Here is a 19,925-nt window from a genome sequence, read left to right on the forward strand (position 1 = left end):
ACTTGCTTGCCGGAATGCTTCAGAACTTGAAGCTGCTGGCATTGATGGCGGCGCAGCTGACACCCTTGAGGGTGACCATGGCGCGGCTCTTCAAGGCGCCGGCACTGCCGTCGGTGTCGACGCCGATGACGGCGCCCAGCGGTCCGGCGCTGCAAGTGACGAAGCCCTGGCCCAACGGGTCGGCGCTGACGATGCCCACGTTCTGCAGCAGCTTGGTCAGCACCAGCAGGTCGGTTCCCGGCTTGAAGTCGGTGATGGTGTCGCCGCCATCGACTGCACTGCTGTAGACGAACTGATTGCGGCCGCCCTTGCCGGTCAGCGTGTCAGCACCTGCGCCGCCTTCGATCACGTCGTCGCCATCGGTGCCGACGATCACGTCGCGGCCACCCGTACCCGTCACCGATTTGACCAGATTCAGCCCGAGGATGACCGGATCATGATCCGATGAGCGATAGGCGGTGGGCGTGTAGTAGTCCGGGCCGCAGGTTGCGCAGACGGGCTGCTTGAACTCCTGGTTGTAGTCGATGATGGTCGGCTCGTCGGCATTGATGTGCCAGTTGTTGGCGCCGACGATCTTCGGTGTGATCGACGGTGTGGCCAGCGCATGGTCCAGACGCCCGGCCATGCCGTCGAAGACATAGGAGTAGGCGTTGGGGTTGAAGCGGCCGAGCTGGTCGATGACGAAGCCGTCTTGCGTCAGCGTGTGGATCGGGTCTTCCTGGGCCAGTGCGTTGAAGTCGCCGAGCAGTATCACGTCCGGGGTGCCTGCGGCGGCCTGCACCTGGCCGACGAAGTTGCGCAACTGCTGGGCCTGTTCGACGCGGGTGGCGTTGAAGCAGCCCTGCAGGTCGCCCTGGTCGGCGTCCGGGTCGCCGGCGCCGGGGCAGCTGCCCTTGGACTTCAGGTGGTTGACGACCACGGCGAAGCGCTCGCCGTTCGGCGCCACGAAGCCCTGCGCAAAGGTCGGGCGGTTGTTGACCGGATGCGGGTCGGACAGCGTCGAGCCGCTGATCAGGCCCAGTGTGGCGGGCTTGTAGATCAGGGACACGCGGATCGCGTCGGTGCCGGTGTCGGCCGGCAGCGGGGCGGCCGCATAGACGGTGGCGCCGACGGCCGTGTTCAGTGCCTCGACCAGGGTCTGGGTGGCGGCGTTGCCGTTGTTCTGGATCTCCATCAGGCCGATCACGTCGGCATTGAGTGCGCGCAGATTGGCCACGATCTTGTCGCGCTGGCGCACGTACTCGGCGAGGTTGTTGGCGCCGCGGCAGTTGCTGGCCGAGTTGCTGGCACCCAGCGTGCAGCCCTGGCCGCTCTGGCCCAACACGTTCTGGCCGTTGGTGAAGGTGGTGAAGTAGTTCAGCACATTGGCGCCGGCCACGCGCACATTGCCGCCGGATGATGCCGGTGCTGCGGTGCGCGGATTGCTGCGGGCAAACACCGGCGTGGCGACCGGCTGGATTCGGTACATCGTGGCACCCGCATTGCTGGACGTTGCCAAGCCATAGTCCACCACGCCGACGATGGCGTCGGTGGTGTCACCGGCGCGCACCGTGTTGTCGGCGCCGATGTAGGGCGTCGGGTTGACGTTCTGCGCCGAGCTGCCGTCGTCAAGAATCACCGTGCGGCGCAGGTTCTGCGTCAGCAGGGCCTGGGCGTCCACGCCGGGGCGCAGCACATTGGTGGGCGACATCAGGCGCTCGCCGCCCGAGACGGTCAACTGGCCGTAGCGGCCCAGGAAGAAGTTCTGCTGCACCATCAAGGGGCCGGTCAGCTTGACCAGCATGCCCTCGTAGGGCTCCAGGCCATCGGCGCCGAGCTGGGTCAGGTCGACCTCAACCGGGGTGATTGCGTTGCCCGAGCTTTGCACCGAGATGCCGCTGACCGTGGTCAGCTGGGTGACCGGATTGGCGGCGGATTGCGCGCTGGCCCCGGTGTTGAACTCCGCGACCTTGGCGGTGAGCGCGATCTTCTGGCCGACCGCCACGGTGGGCGCCGTGCTGGTGAAAACGAAGATGCCGTCCGAGGTGGCCGGATCGCCGTCGCCATCGCTGTCCTGCATGTAAAAGCCATTGCCCATCAGCTTGGTTACCACGCCGCCGGTGCTGACGGTCTGGTCCTTCAGCGGGCTCTGGCTGCCGCTGCCCTGAATCGTGTAGATGGGGGTTGCGCCGCTCACCGCGACCTTGATGCTGCACGTGGCGTTCTGCGCCTCGTTGTTGGACCACAGCAGGTCCATCGTGTAGCTTCCAATCGCGACATCGCCAGCGACCGAGATCTTGGCCGTGGCCGAGCCGCCGTCGGCGGCAGCCGGGGTGACCTCGTCCAGGCTGAAACCAGTGGGCCAGGTGCCGACCTTGGTGGCGCCGGTGACGATGCTGTCGGCATCCTTGGCCGTGACGGTCACCAGGCCGGGCTTGCCGGCGGCCGCAGAGCCGTCCGGGCACTCGGGAACGATGGGCGCATCGACGACAACACCGCCGCAAACGTTTGCCGGTGCTGAAGAATTGCGCGGCGTGGGGGCGGCAATGGCGAAGTCGGTGCTGTTGACATCAGTGTCGGTGCAGCCGGCGGCTTTGCGGATGGCGGCCGTGGTGTTGCTGATGGCCGCGGTGGGTGCGGTTTCGAAGCCGGTGGCGCTGGGGCCGGCGCCGACCAGATCAACAAGTGCGCCACCGCTGGGGTTGGCACCGCTCAGGGCCGTGGTGTTCGAGACCAGGGCCACCTTGCCTCCGGTGCCGCCCATCGCGGTCGTGCCGGTCGCATCGGGTGTGGGCAGATCGGTCGTGCCGCCCGCCCCGGCAGCCTGCTGCACCAGCAGATAGCGGCCGGGTTGCACGGTAACGGCGGGCAGGTTCGTGACTTGCCAGGTGGTACCGCCAGCGCCCGCATATTGCACAGACCAGCCGGCGACGCTGACAGGCGCAGACCCGCCATTGAAGACCTCGATGAAGTCGTTCCTGTAGGTGGCGCCGCTGTTGCCGCCGCCGCCATAGACCTGGCTGATGACCAGGCCATTGGCCGAGGCCAAGGCCGCGGGCGCTGCGAAAGCTGCCGCGAGTAGTGAGACAAGGGGTTTGAGTTTCATGGACCTGACCGGTTGTTGAGTGGCTTGGGGAGACCAGTGCGGCAAGCGCTGGTCGGCGGATGGCTTCGGGTGCTGGGACAGCTTGCGAATCGTGCGTATCGTTTGTGCAAAATGGCACGAATCTGGTCGTTATAGCGGTTCGCGCCTCCGCGCTTTACCGAGTAAACCATGAGGTCCGTGACGCGCCTGTGACGAACGGCGTATAGGGTAAACGCCAGGTTTTTGCGCTTTTAAGGGTCTGCGGCGCGGTCCTTGCCCTCGGGCAAATGAGGGAAATTGAAAAAAAATGACAGAAATAGGGTGGGGTTTAAACTGCTTTGATGGTTTTTTGGCGCGCGGCTTGCGAGGCGCGCATCTGCCGGCAAGGGCCTCAGGCATGGGTGGGCAGGCCCCTGTGTCGGCGCACCCGATTCGGGGGGGGGCTGGCTTGGCTCGGTCCTGAATCCGCAACCAGAACAAAGGCATGAACGAAGCAGTTGAGATGTTTGTGCCCGACGATGTTGTGGTCACCCTTTCGGCGGCCCTGACGAGCCTGGGCGGACGCGAACGCATCAGCGGCATGGTCTGTCTGGCCTGGTGCGCGCCGAGTCGGCCTGGCTGGGCGCGCGGCTGGATCAGGCTCGCGATCTGGCCTGGGCGGCCCAGCAGGGCTTTGCCGCGGCACAGGAGTCGGCCGGTTGTGCCGACGCCTGCGGGTCTTTGTCTGTGCCGACGCTGGTGATGTGCGCAGCCGTGACGGCCTGCTGCAGACCTGCCGGGACGTGGCCAAGTCACTGGCCAGCCGGATCCGGCAGGACGGGCACAGCCTGACCGTGGACATCCCACCCGATCTGGAGCTGGACAGCTACCCCGGCCCCTTGTGCCAGGTGCTGAACAATCTGATCGACAACAGCCTGCTGCATGGCTTTGCCGAAGACGTGCCCGGCCAGATGCGACTGACGGCCCAGGCCCATGTGCCCGGCCGTGTGCGCCTGTGCTTTGCCGACGACGGCCGCGGCATTGCCGCCGAGCATCTGAAGCGGGTGTTCGAGCCCTTCTTGACCACCCGGCTGGGCCAGGGCGGCAGCGGCCTGGGCCTGAGCATCGGCTACAACATCGTCAACTCGCTGCTGCAGGGGCAGATCAGCGTGGAGAGTGGCCCGGGCGCGGTGCTTGTGCTGGATCTGCCTTTGAGTGTGGGGTCCCCGGATGAAATCCGGGACCACCAGCTACCGCCGTCCGAACATCATCTGCCGTGCCAGCGCCGACTTGAGCCCCGGCAAGGCCTGCACTGCAGCCAGCCCCAGGCCCCGCGCCGCCGGCAGGCCCGGCCAACGCCAGGTGAAGCTGCGCGCCAGGAAATCGGTGGCCAGCAGGGTGCTCCAGCGGTCGGGGGCTCGCTGCCACTCGACGCTTCTGAGCGCGGCATCGACGTCCGAGCGGTTCAGCGCATGGACCAGCGCAAACGCATCGCGCAGGCCCAGATTCATGCCCTGACCGGCGACCGGATGCAGGGTCTGCGCCGCATTGCCTATGCGCACCGTGCGGCCCTGCACCAGGCTGCGCTCGGCGTTCAGGCCCAACGGGAATGACTTCAACGGGCCGATGCCGGTGACGCGACCGGTGCTCGCGTGCAGCAGGTGGTTCAGCACCGTGACGCGCTGGGCGTCGCTGAGGTCGGCCACATCGTCATCGCGTGCATCCACACACCAGACCAGGGCCGCGCGCGGCTGGCCGTCCAGCGGCTTCAGCGGCAGCAGGGCCAGCGGACCCTGGCGGGTGAAGCGCTCGTAGGCCACGCCCTCGGGGCTGCCGGGGGCCAGGGTGACGGTGCCGACCCAGGCGGTCTGCTGATAGTCATGGGCGATGGCCTTGCGCGCCTGTTCGGCAAACACCCCACCCTCGGCCACCACGGCCAGATCGAATGCTTCGGCGATGCCGGCATCGACCTCGACGCCGAAGCCATGGGGCTTGAGCCCCTGCACCGCTTCGCCAAAACGATTGACGAGGCGCTGCGGCTGCTGCGCCTGCAGCGCCTGCCAGGCCCGCTGAAGCGGCGCCAGCACCTGCCCATAGCTGAGCACGGCGCCCAGCTGCGGCACGGCCTGCTCCAGGGCGGTGATGCGCACCTCGGGTTCACCGAGCTCCAGCCCCAGCAGGCGGCGCGGCGTTGGCGGCGCCTGCGAAACCTGTACCTCGCGTATGGCCTGGGCCTGGGCGGCCGGCCAGGCGCCCAGGCGTTGCAGCAGCTGCACGCTGCCCAGCGACAGGGCCAGCGTGCGCGGATCGCCGGAGACGTCCTTGCTCAGCGGCCGGGCGTCGAACAGGCTGATCTGGGCCTCGGGCAATTGGGTCGCCGCATGCAGGGCCAGGGCCAGGCCCACGGGGCCGGCACCTATGACGGCAATGCGCGGCGGCCGGGGCACGGGCAGGGAATCAGGCGAGGTGTTCATGCGACATCTTGATGCATTCCGGGGCGCGTATTATTCGTCGCACCCGAATATCCGGGGCGGTTCAGGGAGTGGATCATGGGACTGATGGATTTCATCAAGAAACAGTTCATCGACATCATCGAATGGACGGAGGCTGGCGACGGTGTGCTGGCCTGGCGCTTCCCCATCGCCGACCGCGAAATCCAGTATGGCGCATCGCTGACGGTGCGCGAGTCCCAGCTGGCGGTGTTCGTCAACGAGGGCAAGGTCGCCGATGTGTTCGGCCCCGGCATGCACAAGCTGACGACGCAGACCCTGCCGGTGCTGACCTATCTGAAGAACTGGGACAAGCTGTTCGAGTCCCCGTTCAAGAGCGACGTCTATTTCGTCAGCACCCGCCAACAGATCGACCAGCGCTGGGGCACCACCCAGCCGGTGACGATACGCGACAAGGACTTCGGCGCCGTGCGCCTGCGCGCCTTTGGCAACTATGCCTACAGCGTTGTCGATGCCAAGCTGTTCCATACCCAGATCTCGGGCACCCGCGACACCTACACGGTGGCCGACCTCGAAGGCCAGCTGCGCGGCCTGATGCTGCAGCACATAAGCGATGCGGTGGCGGGAAGCGGCATCCCCTTCCTGGACCTGGCCGCCAACCAGATCGAGTTTGCCAAGCAGCTGCAGGAGGCGAACCAACCCGAGTTCGCCAAGCTGGGCCTGCGCCTGGACGCGGTGACGGTGCAGAGCGTATCGCTGCCCGAGGAGCTGCAGAAAATCCTCGACCAGAAGATAGGCATGGGCATGGTCGGCAACGACATGGGCAAGTTCATGCAGTACCAGACCGCGCAATCGCTGCCCAAGTTCGCCGAGGGCGCGGGCCAGGGCGGCGTGGTCGGCGACGCGATGGGCCTGGGGGCAGGTGTTGCCCTGGGCCAGGTGATGGCCCAGCAGCTGAATCAGGGTCTGCAGGGCGCGCCTGCCGCTGCGGCCGCGGCGCCGGCCAGCCTGCGGCCCGACGAGGTGATGGCCACGCTGGAGAAACTGGCCGATCTGAAGAGCAAGGGCATCCTGACCGAGGAAGAGTTTTCGGCCAAGAAGGCGGAGCTACTCAAGAAGCTGGTCTGAGGCCTGATCGTTGGCCTCCGAACCGTCCCCGCAACGCAGCTATCGTGCCGCCTGCCCCAATTGCGGGGCACCGGTGGACTTTCGCTCGGCCGCCTCGGCCAGCGCCGTCTGCAGCTTTTGCCGCAGCACGCTGCTGCGCGAGGGCGATGCGCTGCGCCGCATCGGCCTGAGCGCCGAGCTGTTCGACGACCACTCGCCGCTGCAGTTGGGGGCGTCGGGCCGCTACCAGGGCGCGGCGTTCATGCTGGTCGGGCGGCTGCAGTACGGCTATGCCGAGGGCACCTGGAACGAATGGCATGCGCTGTTCGACAGCGGTGGTGCGCAGAAATCGGGCTGGCTGTCCGAGGACAACGGCGCCTATGTGCTCAGCTTCGAGGCGCCGCTCAGCGGCGAGGTGCCCACTGCTGATGAGCTGAGCGCCGGCGAGCGCCGGCTCGTCGCCGGTGTTGCCTGGGATGTGGCCTCGGTCACCCGCGCCAAGTTGCTGGCGGCGCAGGGCGAGCTGCCGCATGCGCCTAACCTGAGCGGCGAGTTCGTCGTTGCGGATCTGCGCAACGAGCGCGCCGAGGTCGGCACGCTGGACTATGCCGATCCGGCGCAGCCGACTTGGAGCGTGGGCCGGGCGGTCGCGCTGTCCGAGCTGGCGATGACCGGCCTGGCCGAGGGCACCGAGAAGACGCTGAAGGGCCGCTCGGCCGAATGCCCCAGCTGCGGCACCTCCTTGCAGATCACGCTGGACAGCACCCAGTCCATCGTCTGCCAGCAATGCCATGCGGTGGTCGATCTGTCGCAGGGTATCGGCGCCGATCTGAAGCACTATGCCCAGGCCGCCAACACGCTGGAGCCACTGCTGCCGCTGGGCAGCAGCGGCGTGCTGACTTTCGGCAAGCTGGGCCCGCTGCCTTGGGCAGTCGTCGGCTATATGGAGCGCTGCGACGTCCCCGATGGCGACGACGAGCAGACCTTCTGGCGCGAGTACCTGCTCTATAACCAGCGTGCCGGCTTTGCCTTTCTGGTGGACACCGAGGACGGCTGGTCCTGGGTGCGGCCGCTGACCGGCACACCCACCGGCCGTGGCGACCGACTGCAGTTCGAGGGCGACAGCTACCAGAAGCGCTACAGCTACCCGGCCAAGGTGACCTATGTGCTGGGCGAGTTCTACTGGCGCGTCACACGCGACCAGCGCAGCCTCAACACCGACTACCAGGGCACGGGCAGCGCCGCGCGCAAGCAGCTCAACCGCGAGGAGACCGGCAACGAGGTCACCTGGTCGGCCGGCGAGAAGCTGGACGCCAGCGCAGTCGCTCGCGCCTTCAAGCTGCCCGACGATCGCCTGGCCGCGCTGCAGCGCGATGCCGCACCCACCGGCCTGGGCGATCTGATGGGCTCTGCAGGCGGCCTGCTCAAGCCGTTCCTGATCTTCGGCCTGCTGGTGATCGTCATCATCGCCGTCACCCGCTGCGGCAGCGACGACTGTGACGCCTACCGCAACACCTATGGCGTCGACAGCGCCGAATACAAGCAATGCCAGCGAGGCGGCGGCACGCGCACCAGCGGCGGCTCCTACGGCGGCTTCAGCAGCAGTGGCGGCGGCCACAAATAGTTTTCAACCCAAGCATCTTTCCAAGGAGAAGGCTATGGAAGGCTTTGAATGGCTCAAACCCGGCATCGTGCTGGGCTCCATCCTCTACGCCCTGATCGGCGTGCTGGTGTTCTGGATCAGCTTCATCATCATCGACAAGCTGACCCCCTACAAGCTGTGGGACGAGATCGTGCACCACAAGAACGTCGCCCTGGCCATAGTCGTCGGCGCGATGTGCATCTCGATCGGGCAGATCGTCGCCGCGGCGATACATGGCTGAGGAGGGACCGGTGCCACCGGTGGAGGCTGAGGCACCCGCCAACCCCGGGCGTGCCTCCCTGCCCGAGGTGCTGCTGCTCGCCAGCGTCTTCGTCATTGCCGCTTGCGGCCTGATCTACGAGCTGGCTGCCGGTGCGCTGGCCAGCTATCTGCTAGGCGATTCGGTGCTGCAGTTCTCCACCGTCATCGGCACCTATCTGTTCGCGATGGGTATCGGCTCGTGGCTGTCGCGCTTTGTCGAGCGGCAGCTGGTGGCGCAGTTCCTGCGCATCGAGCTGCTGGTGGGCGTGATCGGCGGGCTGATGCCGGCGGCGCTGTTTGCCGCGCACAGTCTCCTGCCCAGCGCAGCGACGGGCGCCTTCCGGGCGCTGCTGTACGGGCTTGTGCTGCTCGTTGGTGCGCTGGTGGGGCTGGAGATTCCGCTGGTGATGCGCATCCTGAAGCGCCATTTCCGCGAGCGCTATGCCTTGAAGCATCTGGTCTCGCAGGTGCTGACCTTCGACTATCTGGGCGCGCTGGTGGTGGCGCTGGCCTTCCCGCTGCTGCTGGTGCCGCAGCTGGGGCTGATACGCACCGGCCTGCTGTTCGGCCTGCTCAATGTGGGCGTGGCGGTGTGGGCGCTGTGGCTGTTCCGCGGTGAACTGCGGCGCTTGAGCAGCCATGTGCTGGCCTGTGCCGCATCGGCGGCGGTGCTGGGTGTGGGCCTGGTCTGGGCCGACCGGCTGACCACCTGGGCCGAGGACCGCTTCTACGGCGAGAACATCATCCTGCGCCAGAGCAGCGACTACCAGCGCATCGTCGTCACCAGCGGGCCGGCCGGGGTGCGCCTGTTCCTGAACGGCAATCTGCAGTTCCACTCGCGCGACGAGTACCGCTACCACGAGGCCCTGGTGCACCCGGCCATGGCCGCCCACGGTGCGCCGCGCCAGGTGCTGGTGCTGGGCGGCGGCGACGGTCTGGCGGTGCGCGAGATCCTCAAGTACAGGAGCGTCGAGCAGGTCACCCTGGTCGAGCTGGACCCGCGCATGACGCGGCTGTTCTCCGAGCAGCCGCTGCTGCGTACGCTGAACCAGGACGCCCTGCGCTCGCCCAAGGTCAGGATCGTCAATGACGATGCCTTCACCTGGCTGGAGCAGCACCAGAAGAGCTTTGACGTGATCGTCATCGACTTCCCCGACCCGACCAATTTCTCGCTGGGCAAGCTCTACACCACCAGCTTCTACCAGCTGATCGACCAGCACCTGTCGGCCGATGGCTATGCGGTGGTTCAGACCACCTCGCCCCTGGTCGCGCGGCGCAGTTTCTGGACCGTGGCCACGACGATAGAGACGGTGGGCCTGAGCGCCACGCCGTACCACGCCCATGTGCCCAGCTTCGGCGAATGGGGCTTCATCATGGCCAGCCACCGGCCCTGGCACCGGCCAGCGGCCCTGCCCGAGGGGCTGCGCTTTGTCACCCTGTCCGGCCTGCCGGCGCTGTTCGACTTCCCGCCCGATATGGAGCGGGTGCCGGCTGAGGCGAATCGCCTGTCCAGCCAGGTGCTGGTCCACACCTTCGAGGAAGAGTGGGGGAAGGTGCATTGAGCTTCAGTCGGCGGGGCCTGCTGCTCGGCACGGTGGCAGGTCTGCTGGGCTGCCGCCCGGACGCCGTGGCGCTGCAGGGTGAGTGGGTCGGTGCCTCGCATGCCCGTGGCCACCGGCTGCGCGAGCTGAAGTCCGGTGCGCTGCCTGCGCCGCAGGTCCGGCACCGCGCCCAGGTGCTGATACTCGGTGCCGGGGTGTCAGGTCTTGCTGCCGCGCGCGGTTTCACGCGGGCCGGCGTCGGCGATGTGCATCTGCTGGAACTGGAAGACCAGGCCGGCGGCAACTCGCGCGGCCACCAAATGGGCGGCCTGCGCTGCCCGCTGGGCGCGCACTACCTGCCCTTGCCTGGTGAGCAGGCACCCGAGGTGGTCGAGCTGCTGGAGGAGCTGGGGCTGTCCAGGGTGGAGTCCGGCCGCCGCGTCTATGACGAGCGCCATCTGTGCCACAGCCCTCAGGAGCGGCTGTTCTACCAGGGTGCCTGGGTCGAGGGTCTGCTTCCGCCGGCCGAGGGCGATGCCGCCACCCTCGATCAGTACCGGCGCTTTGCGCGCCTGGTCGAGCAGGTGCGCAGCGAGCTGAGCTTTGCCATGCCCAGCCTGCGCGCCCGCGGCTCGGCCGGGCTGGCGCGGCTGGATGCGATGACGTTTGCCCATTGGCTGCAGCGCGAAGGCCTGAGCGACGCCAAGCTGCGCTGGTACCTGGACTATTGCTGCCGCGACGACTACGGGGCGGGCCCCGAGACGGTCTCGGCCTGGGCCGGCCTGCACTACTTCGCCAGCCGCCATGGCTTCCATCCCCCGAGCGAGGAGACCGAACCCGAGCCGGTGCTGACTTGGGCCCAAGGCAATGCCTGGCTGACCGAGCGCCTGGCCATGCCGCAGCGCGAGCGCCTGCATACCGGCATGACGGTGCTGCAGGTGGAGGAGCAGCGCCATCAGGTCGAGGTGCTGGCCTGGAACGAAGGGATGCAGCGCGTCGAACAATGGACGGCGCGGACGGTGGTGTTCGCGCTGCCGCTGTTCATCGCCAAGCGCCTGCTGCGCACAACGCTGCCGGCACTCCAATCAGCCGCCGAGAAAATGCGTTATGCACCCTGGTTGGTGGCCAATCTTCGCTTGCGCGAGCCGCTGCTGCAGCGCATCGGTGCACCGCCGGCCTGGGACAATGTGGCCTATGGCGGCGGCGCCACCGCGCTGGGCTACGTCGATGCCTCGCACCAGGGCCTGCGGCCACAGGCCGGGCCGACGGTGCTGACCGCCTATCACGCGCTGCCTGCGTCGCAGCGCGGTGCGCTGCTGAGCGAGCCCTGGTCCGTCTGGGCCGAGCGGGTGCTGGGCGATCTGCTTGCTGTGCACCCGGATCTGTCGGCCAAGACCGAGCGCATCGATCTGATGCGCTATGGCCATGCGATGAGCATGCCGGTGCCGGGCCTGCATACCGATGCGGCGCTGCAATCGCTGTCTGCGCTGAAGGGCCGGCTGCGCTTTGCCCATGCCGACCTGGCCGGCTATTCGGTGTTCGAGGAAGCGTTCTGCCGGGGTATGGCGGCAGCCTAGACTGCCCAACCGGTACTGAGCGTGCTGCGCACCGGCCCGACGATCTGCTGCAGCTCGACCAGACCGTTCTGGCGCGCCTGCTCGAAGTCTGACTCGATGGCCTGCAGCTTGCCGGCCTCGTGCACATGGACGCTGCTGATGCCGATGGCGCGGTTGCGGCCCTGGCTCTTGGCGGTGTAGAGCGCCATGTCCACCAGATTGACCGCCTGTTCCCAGCGCAGCGGCACCTGGTGCGGGGGCAGCGGGAAGCGGGCGAAACCGATAGACACGGTGATATCCAGCGGCCCGGTGTCCAGCGTCGCCGGCGTGTCGCAGATCTTGAACAGCACGCGCTCGGCCAGCAGCTCCAGCTGGTCGGCGGGCACGTCCGGGGCGAAGATCAGGAATTCCTCGCCGCCCCAGCGCACCACCAGGTCCTCGGTGCGCACCGCCTCGTTGAGGCGCCTGGCCACCTCGCAGATCACCACGTCGCCGGCCGCATGGCCGTGACGGTCATTGACATGCTTGAAGTGGTCGATGTCCACCATCAGCAGTGCTCCCTCGAAGTGCGCGGCGGCCTGTTGCTCCATCACCGCCATGAAGTGACGGCGGTTGGCCAGGTCGGTGAGCGGGTCACGCTCGCTTTGCGCGCGCAGCAGTGCATGGCTGGCAGCCAGGCGGCGATTGGCCTCGCGTACGCGCTTGACCATGATCACGGCCAGCACCACCGACAGCGCCATCAGCAGGGCCACCGCCATCCAGGCCTGGCGGGCCAGCTGGTGGTTGGCCAGTGCCTCGGCCTGCAGCATACGGTCACGCTGCAGCAGGTCGAGATCGGCGGCCAGGCGCAGGCTGTCGTACTTGATGCCCAGTTCCTGCATGGCGCTCGCGCGCAGGGCTTCATGCGCCTTGGCGCTGAGGGCGCGCTCCTCGTGGTACAGCGCCAAGGCCTGCCTGTGCTGGCCCGCCCGCGCCATCGCTTCGCCCAGTTCACGCAACTCCAGCGCCTGCCTGCCCACCGCCTTGCCAGGGTCACCCAGCGAGCGCCCTTTGTTCATCTCGGTCAGGGCCGAAGCGATCTGGCCCATGGCCGTGTAGGACATGGCCATGTTCAGGCGCAAGGTGCGTTCTATGCGTTGGTCCTGGAACTCCAGCACCACCGGCAGCGCCCGCCGGGCTTCAATGAGGGCTTCCGCCGGTCGGTGCAGCTTGAGGTAGTTGTCGCTGGCGTTGACTCGTTGCATCGCCGCCAGCCGCACGGCGCCGGCCTTTTCTGCCAGGCTCACGGCCTCCAGTCGGGCGCGCAGGCTGGCCTCGATCTGTCCCTTGATGTCGCTCATCAGCGCCTGCGCCATCTTCACCAGGGCCAGCGCGTGGGGATCCTCGCCGGCCAGCGCCTGGGCGCGCACCATCAGGTTTTCGGCAGCAGCATTCTCATGCTGGCGCAGCAGAGCAACGGCCTGCGCGCCCAGCGACTGGATCAGTCGGAAGTCATCCCCGGCCCGCTCGGCCAGGGTGAGCGAGCGCCCCAGCAGCGCGTCGGACTGGGCGCGTGCGCCGGTGCTGGCACGGAAGCGTTCCGACATGCGCAGCGCGCGCCAGACCGAGCGGTAGTCGCAGGCCTCCGGCAGCGCGCCCGTGCCGCCGCAGTCGGGCTCAAGCACCGCCAGCGCCCGCTCGGACAGCCCGCCGGTGGTATCGATCTGCCCTGCGGTCTCAGCCACCATCGCGCCGACGAGATCGGCCCAGGCGGCCAGCGCCGGCAGCTTGGCTTCCGAGGACTGGGCCCGCAACCGGTCGGCCAGCGCGCGGGCCTTGGCCGCGCCGCTGCCGCGCGAGGCCTCGATCTGCGCCTGGGCGTACCAGGCCAGGCGCTGGGTGTGTGGCGTGCGTTCGAGTTCCGGGCGCAGGGCCTGCAGCTGGGCCAGCGCGGCCTCCGGCTGTTCATTGCCCTGGAGTACCAGGCGATCGAGCCTTGCCTCGAGATTCGCTTCGGCATGGGCCATCTGCAGTGGCAGCAGGCCCAGCCAAGCCGCCTGCATCAGTGCGCCTTGCCAGCCGAGGCGCATCATGTCAGCGCCTCGGTTTGCGGGCCCTGCAGCGCACGCAGGCCGACCCGGCCCTCGCGCCACGCCGCATCCATGCCCTGGGCCAGTTCATCGAGCGCCGACTCGTCCTGCACGTCGAGCTGGTCGATGCCGTAGGCGCGGTTGCGGCCATGGGCCTTGGCCATATACATCACGGTGTCCACCAGATTGATGGCTCGCTCCCAGTTGACCGCCAGGTCATGGGGCGCAATGGGAAAGCTGGCGAAGCCTATCGACGCCGTGACGGTGATCGCCTGGCCGGCGTAGCTGACCGGCGGCTTGCCAATCATGTCCAGCAGGCGCTGGGCCAGGGCCTGCACCGTCTCGGCGCTGCGTGACTCGACGACGATCAGGAACTCCTCGCCGCCCCAGCGCACCACCAGGTCGTCGGCGCGCACCGCCTCACGCAGGCGGTGCGACACGTCGACCAGCACCGCATCGCCGGCGGCATGGCCGAAGCGGTCGTTGATGCGCTTGAAGTGGTCGATGTCGATCAGGAACACGGTGCCGCGCAGTTTGCCGTCGTCGGCCAGACGCTTGATGGCGAGCTGGAAGTGCCGCCGGTTGGCCAGGCCGGTGAGCGGGTCGATCTCGCTCTGTATCTTCAGCTGCTCGTTGCTGGTAGCCAGCGCCGCATTGGTCTTGCGCACGCGCTGGTAGAGCAGGGCCAGCAGGATGCCGGAGACGACGAAACAGCCGGCCAGCAGGGCCCACAGGCGCATCTGCAGATTGCCGCGGCGCAGCTGTTCGGCGGCGATGCCGTTGTCGCGATTGAGCAGCTCGATCTCCTTGGCGCGGCGTTCGCTGTCGAAGCGCTCCTGGGCTTCCAGAATCGCCTTGCGGTCCTCCTGCTGCAGGTCCTCGTCGGAGATCTGGCGATAGGCGTGATAGGCCTCTATCGCCCCGGCGGCATCTCCGGCGCGCTCGAGGTAGATGCCCAGCTCGTTCAGGGTGTCGCCGACCGAGCTGACACCGCCGCCCTGCTTGTCCATGACCATCGCCTGCTCGACGAAGCGCTTGCCCTCGGCGATCTGGCCCAGCGAGATCTTGGCCAGGCCGATATTGGTCAGTGCCACCAGCTCGCCGGTGCGATCCTTGGCCTGGCGGGCCAGCGGCAAGGCTTCTTCCGACAGCGTCAGCGCGTGCGCAAAGTCGGCCTTGCGCAGATAGTTGTCGGCCAGATTGGCCAGGCTCAGCGCCAGATCACGGGGCGAGTTGGCCTCGCGGGCGTAGCGGATGGCGGCCTCGGCCGAACGCAGCGATTCCTCGGGCTTTTCGAGCTGCGCATAGACGATGCCGCGCTGGGTGTAGACGCGCAGCAGGGTGATCGCGTCACGGTCCTGCTCCGCCAGCCGCGTCGCCTCATCCACCATGGACAGTGCGCGGTCGGGTTGCTGGGCATGCAGATAGGCCTGGGCCAGTTCGCCGCGGCACAGCGCCTGCAGCCAGCGTTGACCGCTTTGCTCGGCCAGCGCCAGCGCCTGCAACTGCAGCGAGATCGCGTCCTCGATGCGCCCCGAGCCGTCCTTGAGGCGACCCAGCGCGCGCAGAAAGCGCATGCGCAGCGGCGGCGGGGCATTGCTCAGTTGCTGCTTGTCGATGCCATCCATCATCAACTCTGCTTCGCGCAGATTGTTGGCCGCCCAGAGTTGGCGGGCGCGCAAGAAGCTGACCGTCGCCCGGGCGGTCTCGGTCAGCTGTGGATTGGGCCAGTTCTCCAGCCGGGTGACGACGTCGGCGAGGGCCGCATCATCGCGCGCCTCGGCCAGCAGAGCGCCTTGCACACTGAGGATGTCCAGGGCGCTGAAGCTGCCCTGCGGCGCATTTTCGTACAGCGCCTTGGCCTTCTCGGCGGCGGCGGCCGGGGCGGCTGTGCCGGTACGCTCCAGCTGCTCCAGCTCGGGCGAGCCGGAGGCAAACTGGCCGGCGGCCGGGGTGTCGGGCGCCGGGCTGCAGGCCACCAGGCATGCGGAGCACAGAATGACGATGTGGCGCAGATGGCGTTGTATGCACAGCGACTCGCTCAAGCCCGAACCCTTTGTCCACCCCAAAGCACGCACCCAGACCCTTAGCATCAGTTTTTATCGACGCCCCTGCGGCGTGACTTGAGCCAGTGACGCGGATCGATTTGTGCAGATTGTCTCAGGAGCGAGCGCTTGTTCGCCTATGCGCTTACCCGAGGTAGGGGGCGACTTGCAGGTGGGTCAGCACGGCGGTGGCCACCTGCGGATCGGCCAGCAAGCGGCGGTGTCCCAGGCCCCGGGTGATTTGCAAACGGGCCTGCGGCAGGCTGCGGGCGATCAGCCTCGAGTTGGCCAGCGGCGCCGCGCGGTCCTGCTCGTCATGCAGTATCAAGGTCGGCTGACTCAGGCGCCGAGCCAGCCAGGCGGGCTCGAACTGCTGCAGAGGCACGCCCTCGCGGGCCTCGATCTTCTGCACCATATGCTGCAAGGTGGCCGGCCTCAAGCCGAAGGCCTGGGCAAACCACGTCAACACCTGGCTCGGGGCGGAAGAGGGGGCCAGCAGCACCAGGCGCTGCACCGGCCAGCCCTGGGCGGCCGCGTGCATGGCCGCTACCGCGCCCAGCGAATGTGCGACCACCCCATGCAACGGGCCCAGCCGGGACGTGGCGGCATGCAGGGCGCGGCCGAACTGCGGCAGGGTGCTGCTCCAGCCCCGGCTGCGGCCATGGGCGGGCAGGTCCAGCATCACCGGATTGAGGCCGGCGCCCCAGAGCGCGTCGGCCAGCGGGCGCATTTGTTGTGCGTCGCCGGCCCAGCCATGCACCAACAACACGGTAGGACGCCCCTCGATGGACCCGGCCTCGCGCTGCCAGGCGGTCAGCGACACGCCCTCGAACAGCCATTGGCTGGCGCGCCAGTCGGCGGGCACCGGGCGCCGCCGTGCCGCCCACTTGCTCGGCAGCGGCGTGAAGAACAGCTTCAGCGCCGCAGCGCTGGCGGCGTTGGTGCCGAGCGCCTGGCTGGCACGCAACAGGCCCGCCAGGGCCCGCGCCAACGGGTTGGCGCCATAGAACAGGGTGCTCGGATTCGCAGGGGTGGCAGGCATGGTCAATCCAGTACAAAGTCGTCGTTGCTATCGGGCACGCCGGTCATCAGACGGTTGAGGCGGCTGAGGGCCACCACCGGCAGCGCCAGCGCGGAAAAACCCAGGAAGATGAAGAACAGTGGGGCCATGGTGGTGCTCCTTGAGCGTGAGGGGGTATCCAGTCCATTCAAGAGTCGTGCCAGCTTTTGTGCAGCGCAGCAAAATGAGTATTAATTTGCGCACGATCGTGCGAAATTGCGGCGAGGCAGGGCGGCATCTGGTCATTCCTCGGGGTTCAGTCGGGGGATTTGCCGATCAGGCGGCGGTAGGCCCGCAGCGAGCGCAGCAGCGCCTGGGGATTGCGCATGAAGCGTGCCTCGCGCATCAGGGCCACGAACAGGCCATCCAGCTCATAGGCCAGCTGTTCGGCGTCGGTGTCGGCGGGCAGATGACCTTCGCCAATGGCCTGCTGCACGGTGCGCAGCAAGGCCTGGCGCCAGCGCAGCAGATTGCCCAGCAGCAGCTCGCGCAGCGGGCCCTCGACATCGTCCAGCTCGAAGGCGCCCGAGCAGTACAGGCAGGTGCCATAGGTCTCGTCATCGACGGCGCGGCGGAACAGGCGCTGCACCATCATGTCCAGCCGGGGCAGGCCGCGCGGCTGCTGCAGCGCCGGCGTCATCACATCCGCCACAAAGCGCCGGTTGAATTCGTCGAGCACCGCGCATTGCAGGGTCTCGCGCGAGCCTATGCGCGAGAACACGCCGCTCTTGGACAGATTGAGACGTTTGGCCAGCTCGCCTATGCTGAGGCTCTCCAGACCCTCGTTGCAGGCCATCACCAGCGCGGCATCGACGATGGCCTGCTGGGTGAGTTCGCTGCGCTGGGTCTTGGCTTCCATGGGGTGTAATTTAGCACGATCGTGCGAAACGGCAGGTTCTGCATGAAAAAAAGGGGCCGCAGCCCCTTTTCACAGGAGGGCCAGCGTCGCCTAGCGGGTTTGAAACCGCGTCAGCATCTGCACCAGATTGGCCGCCTGCATCTTCATCGAATCGGTGGCCGCGGCCGCCTCCTCGACCATGGCGGCGTTCTGCTGCGTCGAGCGGTCCATCTCGGCCACCGCCTCGTTGACCTGGGCAATGCCATGGGCCTGCTCTTCGGTGGCGCGGGCGATGTCGTCCACCGTCTGCGTCACGCGCGAGATCGCCTGCTCGATGCGACCCATGGTCTGGCCGGCCTGCTGAACCTTGCCGACGCCGGAGTCGATCTGCTCGACCGAGGAACTGATCAGGGTGCGTATCTCCTTGGCCGCCCCGGCGCTGCGCTGGGCCAGTGTGCGCACCTCCTGGGCCACCACGCTGAAGCCGCGGCCATGCTCACCGGCGCGGGCCGCTTCCACGGCTGCATTCAGCGCCAGGATATTGGTCTGGAAGGCGATGCCGTCGATGGTGCCTATGATCTCGCCGATCTTCTTGGCCTGGGCGTTGATCGCGCCCATGGTGGTGACGACATCGGCCACGACCGTGCCTCCTTCGGCGGCCACGCTGGACGCATCGCGCGCCAGCCGGTTGGCCTCGCGGGCGTTCTCGGCGCTCTGCTTGATCGTGGCCGACAGCTGCTCGATCGACGCCGCCGTTTCCTCCAGCGCCGAGGCGGTGCTCTCGGTGCGCGATGACAGATCGGAGTTGGCGCTGGCGATCTCGTTGGAGGCGGTGCTGATCTGGTCGGCCGTGGTGCGCACATTGGTGACGATGCCGCTCAGGCCGCTGGCCACATCCTGCAAGGCGGTGAGCACGCGGCCGGTGGCATCGGTCGAGGCATCGACTTGCTGCGGCCGCAGATCACCCTGGGCGACGCCGGCGGCGATGCGCGAAGCCTCACTCAAGGGTGCATTGATGGCCCGCGCACAGAACAGGGTCAGGCCAGCGGCCAGGACCACGGCCAGCACGAAGGAGCCGAGCATGATGGCGGTCTGGCGCGAGGCCATGGTGCTGGCCTCGTCAACCGTGGCTTCGGTGCGCTTGCGCTCGCCGGCCACGAAACTGCGCACCGCGTTCATGCAGTCCTTGTAGGCCTCATCCATCGTGGTGACGAAGCTGGCGGCGGTGGCCACACCGGCGCTCTTGATGTCCAGCGTGTCCTTGGCGGCCTTCACATAGACGGCATAGGACTTGGCGAAGCGTTTCAGGATGTCGCGCTGCGCGGCCTCCACGGCACTGTCATCGGCGCTGGCGTTGACCGACTTGGCGAAGGCGTCAAGCTCCTTCATCAGGCTGTCGTCCAGGGCCTTGATCTTGGCCGGGTTTTGACCGATGGCCTCCCACGTCAGGCTGGTCATCAGCTGGATCTGCAGGCCCTGCAACTGTTCGCTCATGGCCTGGGCGTTGAGGAGGCGTTCCACACCTTCGCCGCCCACCGCCTTCAGCTCCTGAGTCAGACTGCGGTTGCCCATATAGGACAGCAGCGCCACCAGGGCCAGGCAGACGATGGCGAACAGCGGTGCCAAGGACACCTTCACGCCCACCGGGGCGTTGCGAAACAGATTGCTCATGGCGTGCCGAGTGTCAGCGGTAGATGCCCACGCCGACGAAGCCGTCCGGGCTGGCGATCTTGCGCACATAGGACGACTTCGGCTCGATCTTCTTGCTGACCGGGTGGGCCCAGTCATAGTCGACCCAGCCGTCCTTGCCGGCGCTGGTGAGCTTGATCATCTCGACGATGATGGGCTTGCCGTTCGAGTCCTTGACCTGGCCCATGTCCTTGCCGACCAGTTTCTCGTTCGCGCCGTGAGCCAGGCACAGGCCCTTCATGTCATAGGCGAACACGTACAAGTCCTTCTTCGACCATTTGGCCTTGTCGGTGGTGAAGTCCTTCATGGCCTGCGCGCCGCCGACCTTCTTCACATGCTCAACCGCGGCATCGACCATGGCCTTTGCCTCGTCCTTGCTGCCATGCTCCTGGGCCAGGGCGGTGGTGGTCAGGCTCAGGGCGGCAATGCTCGCCAACATCCAGTGCATCAAGATCTTCATGATGTTTCGTCCGATCAAATGGAGGGTAGGTAAGGGCGCACCGGGCCAGGCCCCAGCGCGGGTCAGTTGTTATCGACGTTCAAAGTCGATTCTTGACCGGTGGGCCGATGACGAAGTGATGAATAGAACGCAAAAAAGGCGGCCAAGGCCGCCTCTTCTCGCAA

Annotated in this window: 14 protein-coding genes and 1 pseudogene; 6 read left to right on the top strand and 9 right to left on the bottom strand. The window is 67.3% G+C overall.

Annotated features, from left to right (window positions below; genetic code table 11):
* Nucleotides 1–19: 19 nt before the first annotated feature.
* On the bottom strand, nucleotides 20–3,085 hold the full coding sequence (locus DES47_RS09185; RefSeq protein ID WP_133700366.1) for an ExeM/NucH family extracellular endonuclease: 3,066 nt from the start codon (nucleotides 3,083–3,085) through the stop codon (nucleotides 20–22).
* Nucleotides 3,086–3,951: 866 nt separating this feature from the next.
* On the opposite strand from DES47_RS09185, the pseudogene DES47_RS29710 reads away from it, so the two are divergent.
* A pseudogene (locus DES47_RS29710) lies at nucleotides 3,952–4,197 on the top strand (ATP-binding protein); the annotation flags it as partial.
* Between the two features lie 96 nt (nucleotides 4,198–4,293).
* Here the strand turns inward: DES47_RS29710 and DES47_RS09195 are convergent.
* Entirely contained in the window at nucleotides 4,294–5,517 is a 1,224-nt protein-coding gene (locus tag DES47_RS09195) for an FAD-dependent monooxygenase (RefSeq protein WP_133700367.1), read from the bottom strand.
* A gap of 75 nt (nucleotides 5,518–5,592) precedes the next feature.
* On the opposite strand from DES47_RS09195, the gene DES47_RS09200 reads away from it, so the two are divergent.
* The 5 genes from DES47_RS09200 to DES47_RS09220 are packed head-to-tail and all read left to right on the top strand — an operon-like array spanning nucleotide 5,593 to nucleotide 11,621.
* Nucleotides 5,593–6,621, top strand: coding sequence for an SPFH domain-containing protein (locus DES47_RS09200; RefSeq protein ID WP_133700368.1), 1,029 nt, complete (start codon nucleotides 5,593–5,595; stop codon nucleotides 6,619–6,621).
* Nucleotides 6,622–6,631: 10 nt separating this feature from the next.
* Nucleotides 6,632–8,224: a DUF4178 domain-containing protein gene (locus DES47_RS09205; protein ID WP_133700369.1), complete on the top strand. Its 1,593-nt coding sequence runs from the start codon at nucleotides 6,632–6,634 to the stop codon at nucleotides 8,222–8,224.
* 34 nt (nucleotides 8,225–8,258) lie between these two features.
* On the top strand, nucleotides 8,259–8,483 hold the full coding sequence (locus tag DES47_RS09210) for a DUF350 domain-containing protein (protein ID WP_133700370.1): 225 nt from the start codon (nucleotides 8,259–8,261) through the stop codon (nucleotides 8,481–8,483).
* Nucleotides 8,476–10,065 (top strand): polyamine aminopropyltransferase, encoded by a 1,590-nt coding sequence (locus tag DES47_RS09215; RefSeq protein WP_133700371.1) that lies wholly within the window; start codon nucleotides 8,476–8,478, stop codon nucleotides 10,063–10,065. Before DES47_RS09210 ends, DES47_RS09215 begins: the two co-directional genes overlap by 8 nt.
* The gene (locus tag DES47_RS09220) at nucleotides 10,062–11,621 is read left to right on the top strand and encodes an FAD-dependent oxidoreductase (protein ID WP_243748231.1); all 1,560 of its coding nucleotides are present in this window, start codon (nucleotides 10,062–10,064) and stop codon (nucleotides 11,619–11,621) included. The genes DES47_RS09215 and DES47_RS09220 overlap by 4 nt, the downstream gene beginning before the upstream one ends.
* Here DES47_RS09220 and DES47_RS09225 read toward each other — a convergent pair.
* The 7 genes from DES47_RS09225 to DES47_RS09250 form a co-directional block, all read right to left on the bottom strand.
* On the bottom strand, nucleotides 11,618–13,672 hold the full coding sequence (locus tag DES47_RS09225; RefSeq protein ID WP_133700373.1) for a GGDEF domain-containing protein: 2,055 nt from the start codon (nucleotides 13,670–13,672) through the stop codon (nucleotides 11,618–11,620). The two genes, DES47_RS09220 and DES47_RS09225, sit on opposite strands and share 4 nt — an antisense overlap.
* Complete coding sequence (locus tag DES47_RS09230; RefSeq protein ID WP_166651922.1) at nucleotides 13,669–15,714, bottom strand: diguanylate cyclase; 2,046 nt, start codon at nucleotides 15,712–15,714, stop codon at nucleotides 13,669–13,671. Before DES47_RS09230 ends, DES47_RS09225 begins: the two co-directional genes overlap by 4 nt.
* A 145-nt stretch (nucleotides 15,715–15,859) precedes the next feature.
* Nucleotides 15,860–16,756, bottom strand: a complete 897-nt coding sequence (locus DES47_RS09235; protein ID WP_133700375.1) for an alpha/beta fold hydrolase — start codon at nucleotides 16,754–16,756, stop codon at nucleotides 15,860–15,862.
* A 2-nt stretch (nucleotides 16,757–16,758) separates the two neighbouring features.
* On the bottom strand, nucleotides 16,759–16,884 hold the full coding sequence (locus tag DES47_RS29555; protein ID WP_279537326.1) for a hypothetical protein: 126 nt from the start codon (nucleotides 16,882–16,884) through the stop codon (nucleotides 16,759–16,761).
* A gap of 146 nt (nucleotides 16,885–17,030) precedes the next feature.
* Nucleotides 17,031–17,633: a TetR/AcrR family transcriptional regulator gene (locus DES47_RS09240; protein WP_133700376.1), complete on the bottom strand. Its 603-nt coding sequence runs from the start codon at nucleotides 17,631–17,633 to the stop codon at nucleotides 17,031–17,033.
* Between the two features lie 90 nt (nucleotides 17,634–17,723).
* A complete protein-coding gene (locus tag DES47_RS09245) occupies nucleotides 17,724–19,283 on the bottom strand; it encodes a methyl-accepting chemotaxis protein (RefSeq protein WP_166651923.1) in 1,560 nt (519 codons plus the stop codon).
* A gap of 13 nt (nucleotides 19,284–19,296) precedes the next feature.
* On the bottom strand, nucleotides 19,297–19,761 hold the full coding sequence (locus DES47_RS09250; RefSeq protein ID WP_133700378.1) for a cache domain-containing protein: 465 nt from the start codon (nucleotides 19,759–19,761) through the stop codon (nucleotides 19,297–19,299).
* Nucleotides 19,762–19,925: the final 164 nt, after the last annotated feature.

Origin of the sequence: Roseateles toxinivorans (assembly GCF_004362525.1) — a bacterium.
Lineage (GTDB): Bacteria > Pseudomonadota > Gammaproteobacteria > Burkholderiales > Burkholderiaceae_C > Paucibacter > Paucibacter toxinivorans.

Coding starts and splice junctions, on each gene's coding strand:
- DES47_RS09185 (WP_133700366.1), bottom strand. CDS start 3,085: ATGAAACTCAAACCCCTTGTCTCACTACTCGCGGCAGCTTTCGCAGCG.
- DES47_RS09195 (WP_133700367.1), bottom strand. CDS start 5,517: ATGAACACCTCGCCTGATTCCCTGCCCGTGCCCCGGCCGCCGCGCATT.
- DES47_RS09200 (WP_133700368.1), top strand. CDS start 5,593: ATGGGACTGATGGATTTCATCAAGAAACAGTTCATCGACATCATCGAA.
- DES47_RS09210 (WP_133700370.1), top strand. CDS start 8,259: ATGGAAGGCTTTGAATGGCTCAAACCCGGCATCGTGCTGGGCTCCATC.
- DES47_RS09215 (WP_133700371.1), top strand. CDS start 8,476: ATGGCTGAGGAGGGACCGGTGCCACCGGTGGAGGCTGAGGCACCCGCC.
- DES47_RS09225 (WP_133700373.1), bottom strand. CDS start 13,672: ATGATGCGCCTCGGCTGGCAAGGCGCACTGATGCAGGCGGCTTGGCTG.
- DES47_RS09235 (WP_133700375.1), bottom strand. CDS start 16,756: ATGCCTGCCACCCCTGCGAATCCGAGCACCCTGTTCTATGGCGCCAAC.
- DES47_RS29555 (WP_279537326.1), bottom strand. CDS start 16,884: ATGGCCCCACTGTTCTTCATCTTCCTGGGTTTTTCCGCGCTGGCGCTG.
- DES47_RS09240 (WP_133700376.1), bottom strand. CDS start 17,633: ATGGAAGCCAAGACCCAGCGCAGCGAACTCACCCAGCAGGCCATCGTC.
- DES47_RS09245 (WP_166651923.1), bottom strand. CDS start 19,283: ATGAGCAATCTGTTTCGCAACGCCCCGGTGGGCGTGAAGGTGTCCTTG.
- DES47_RS09250 (WP_133700378.1), bottom strand. CDS start 19,761: ATGAAGATCTTGATGCACTGGATGTTGGCGAGCATTGCCGCCCTGAGC.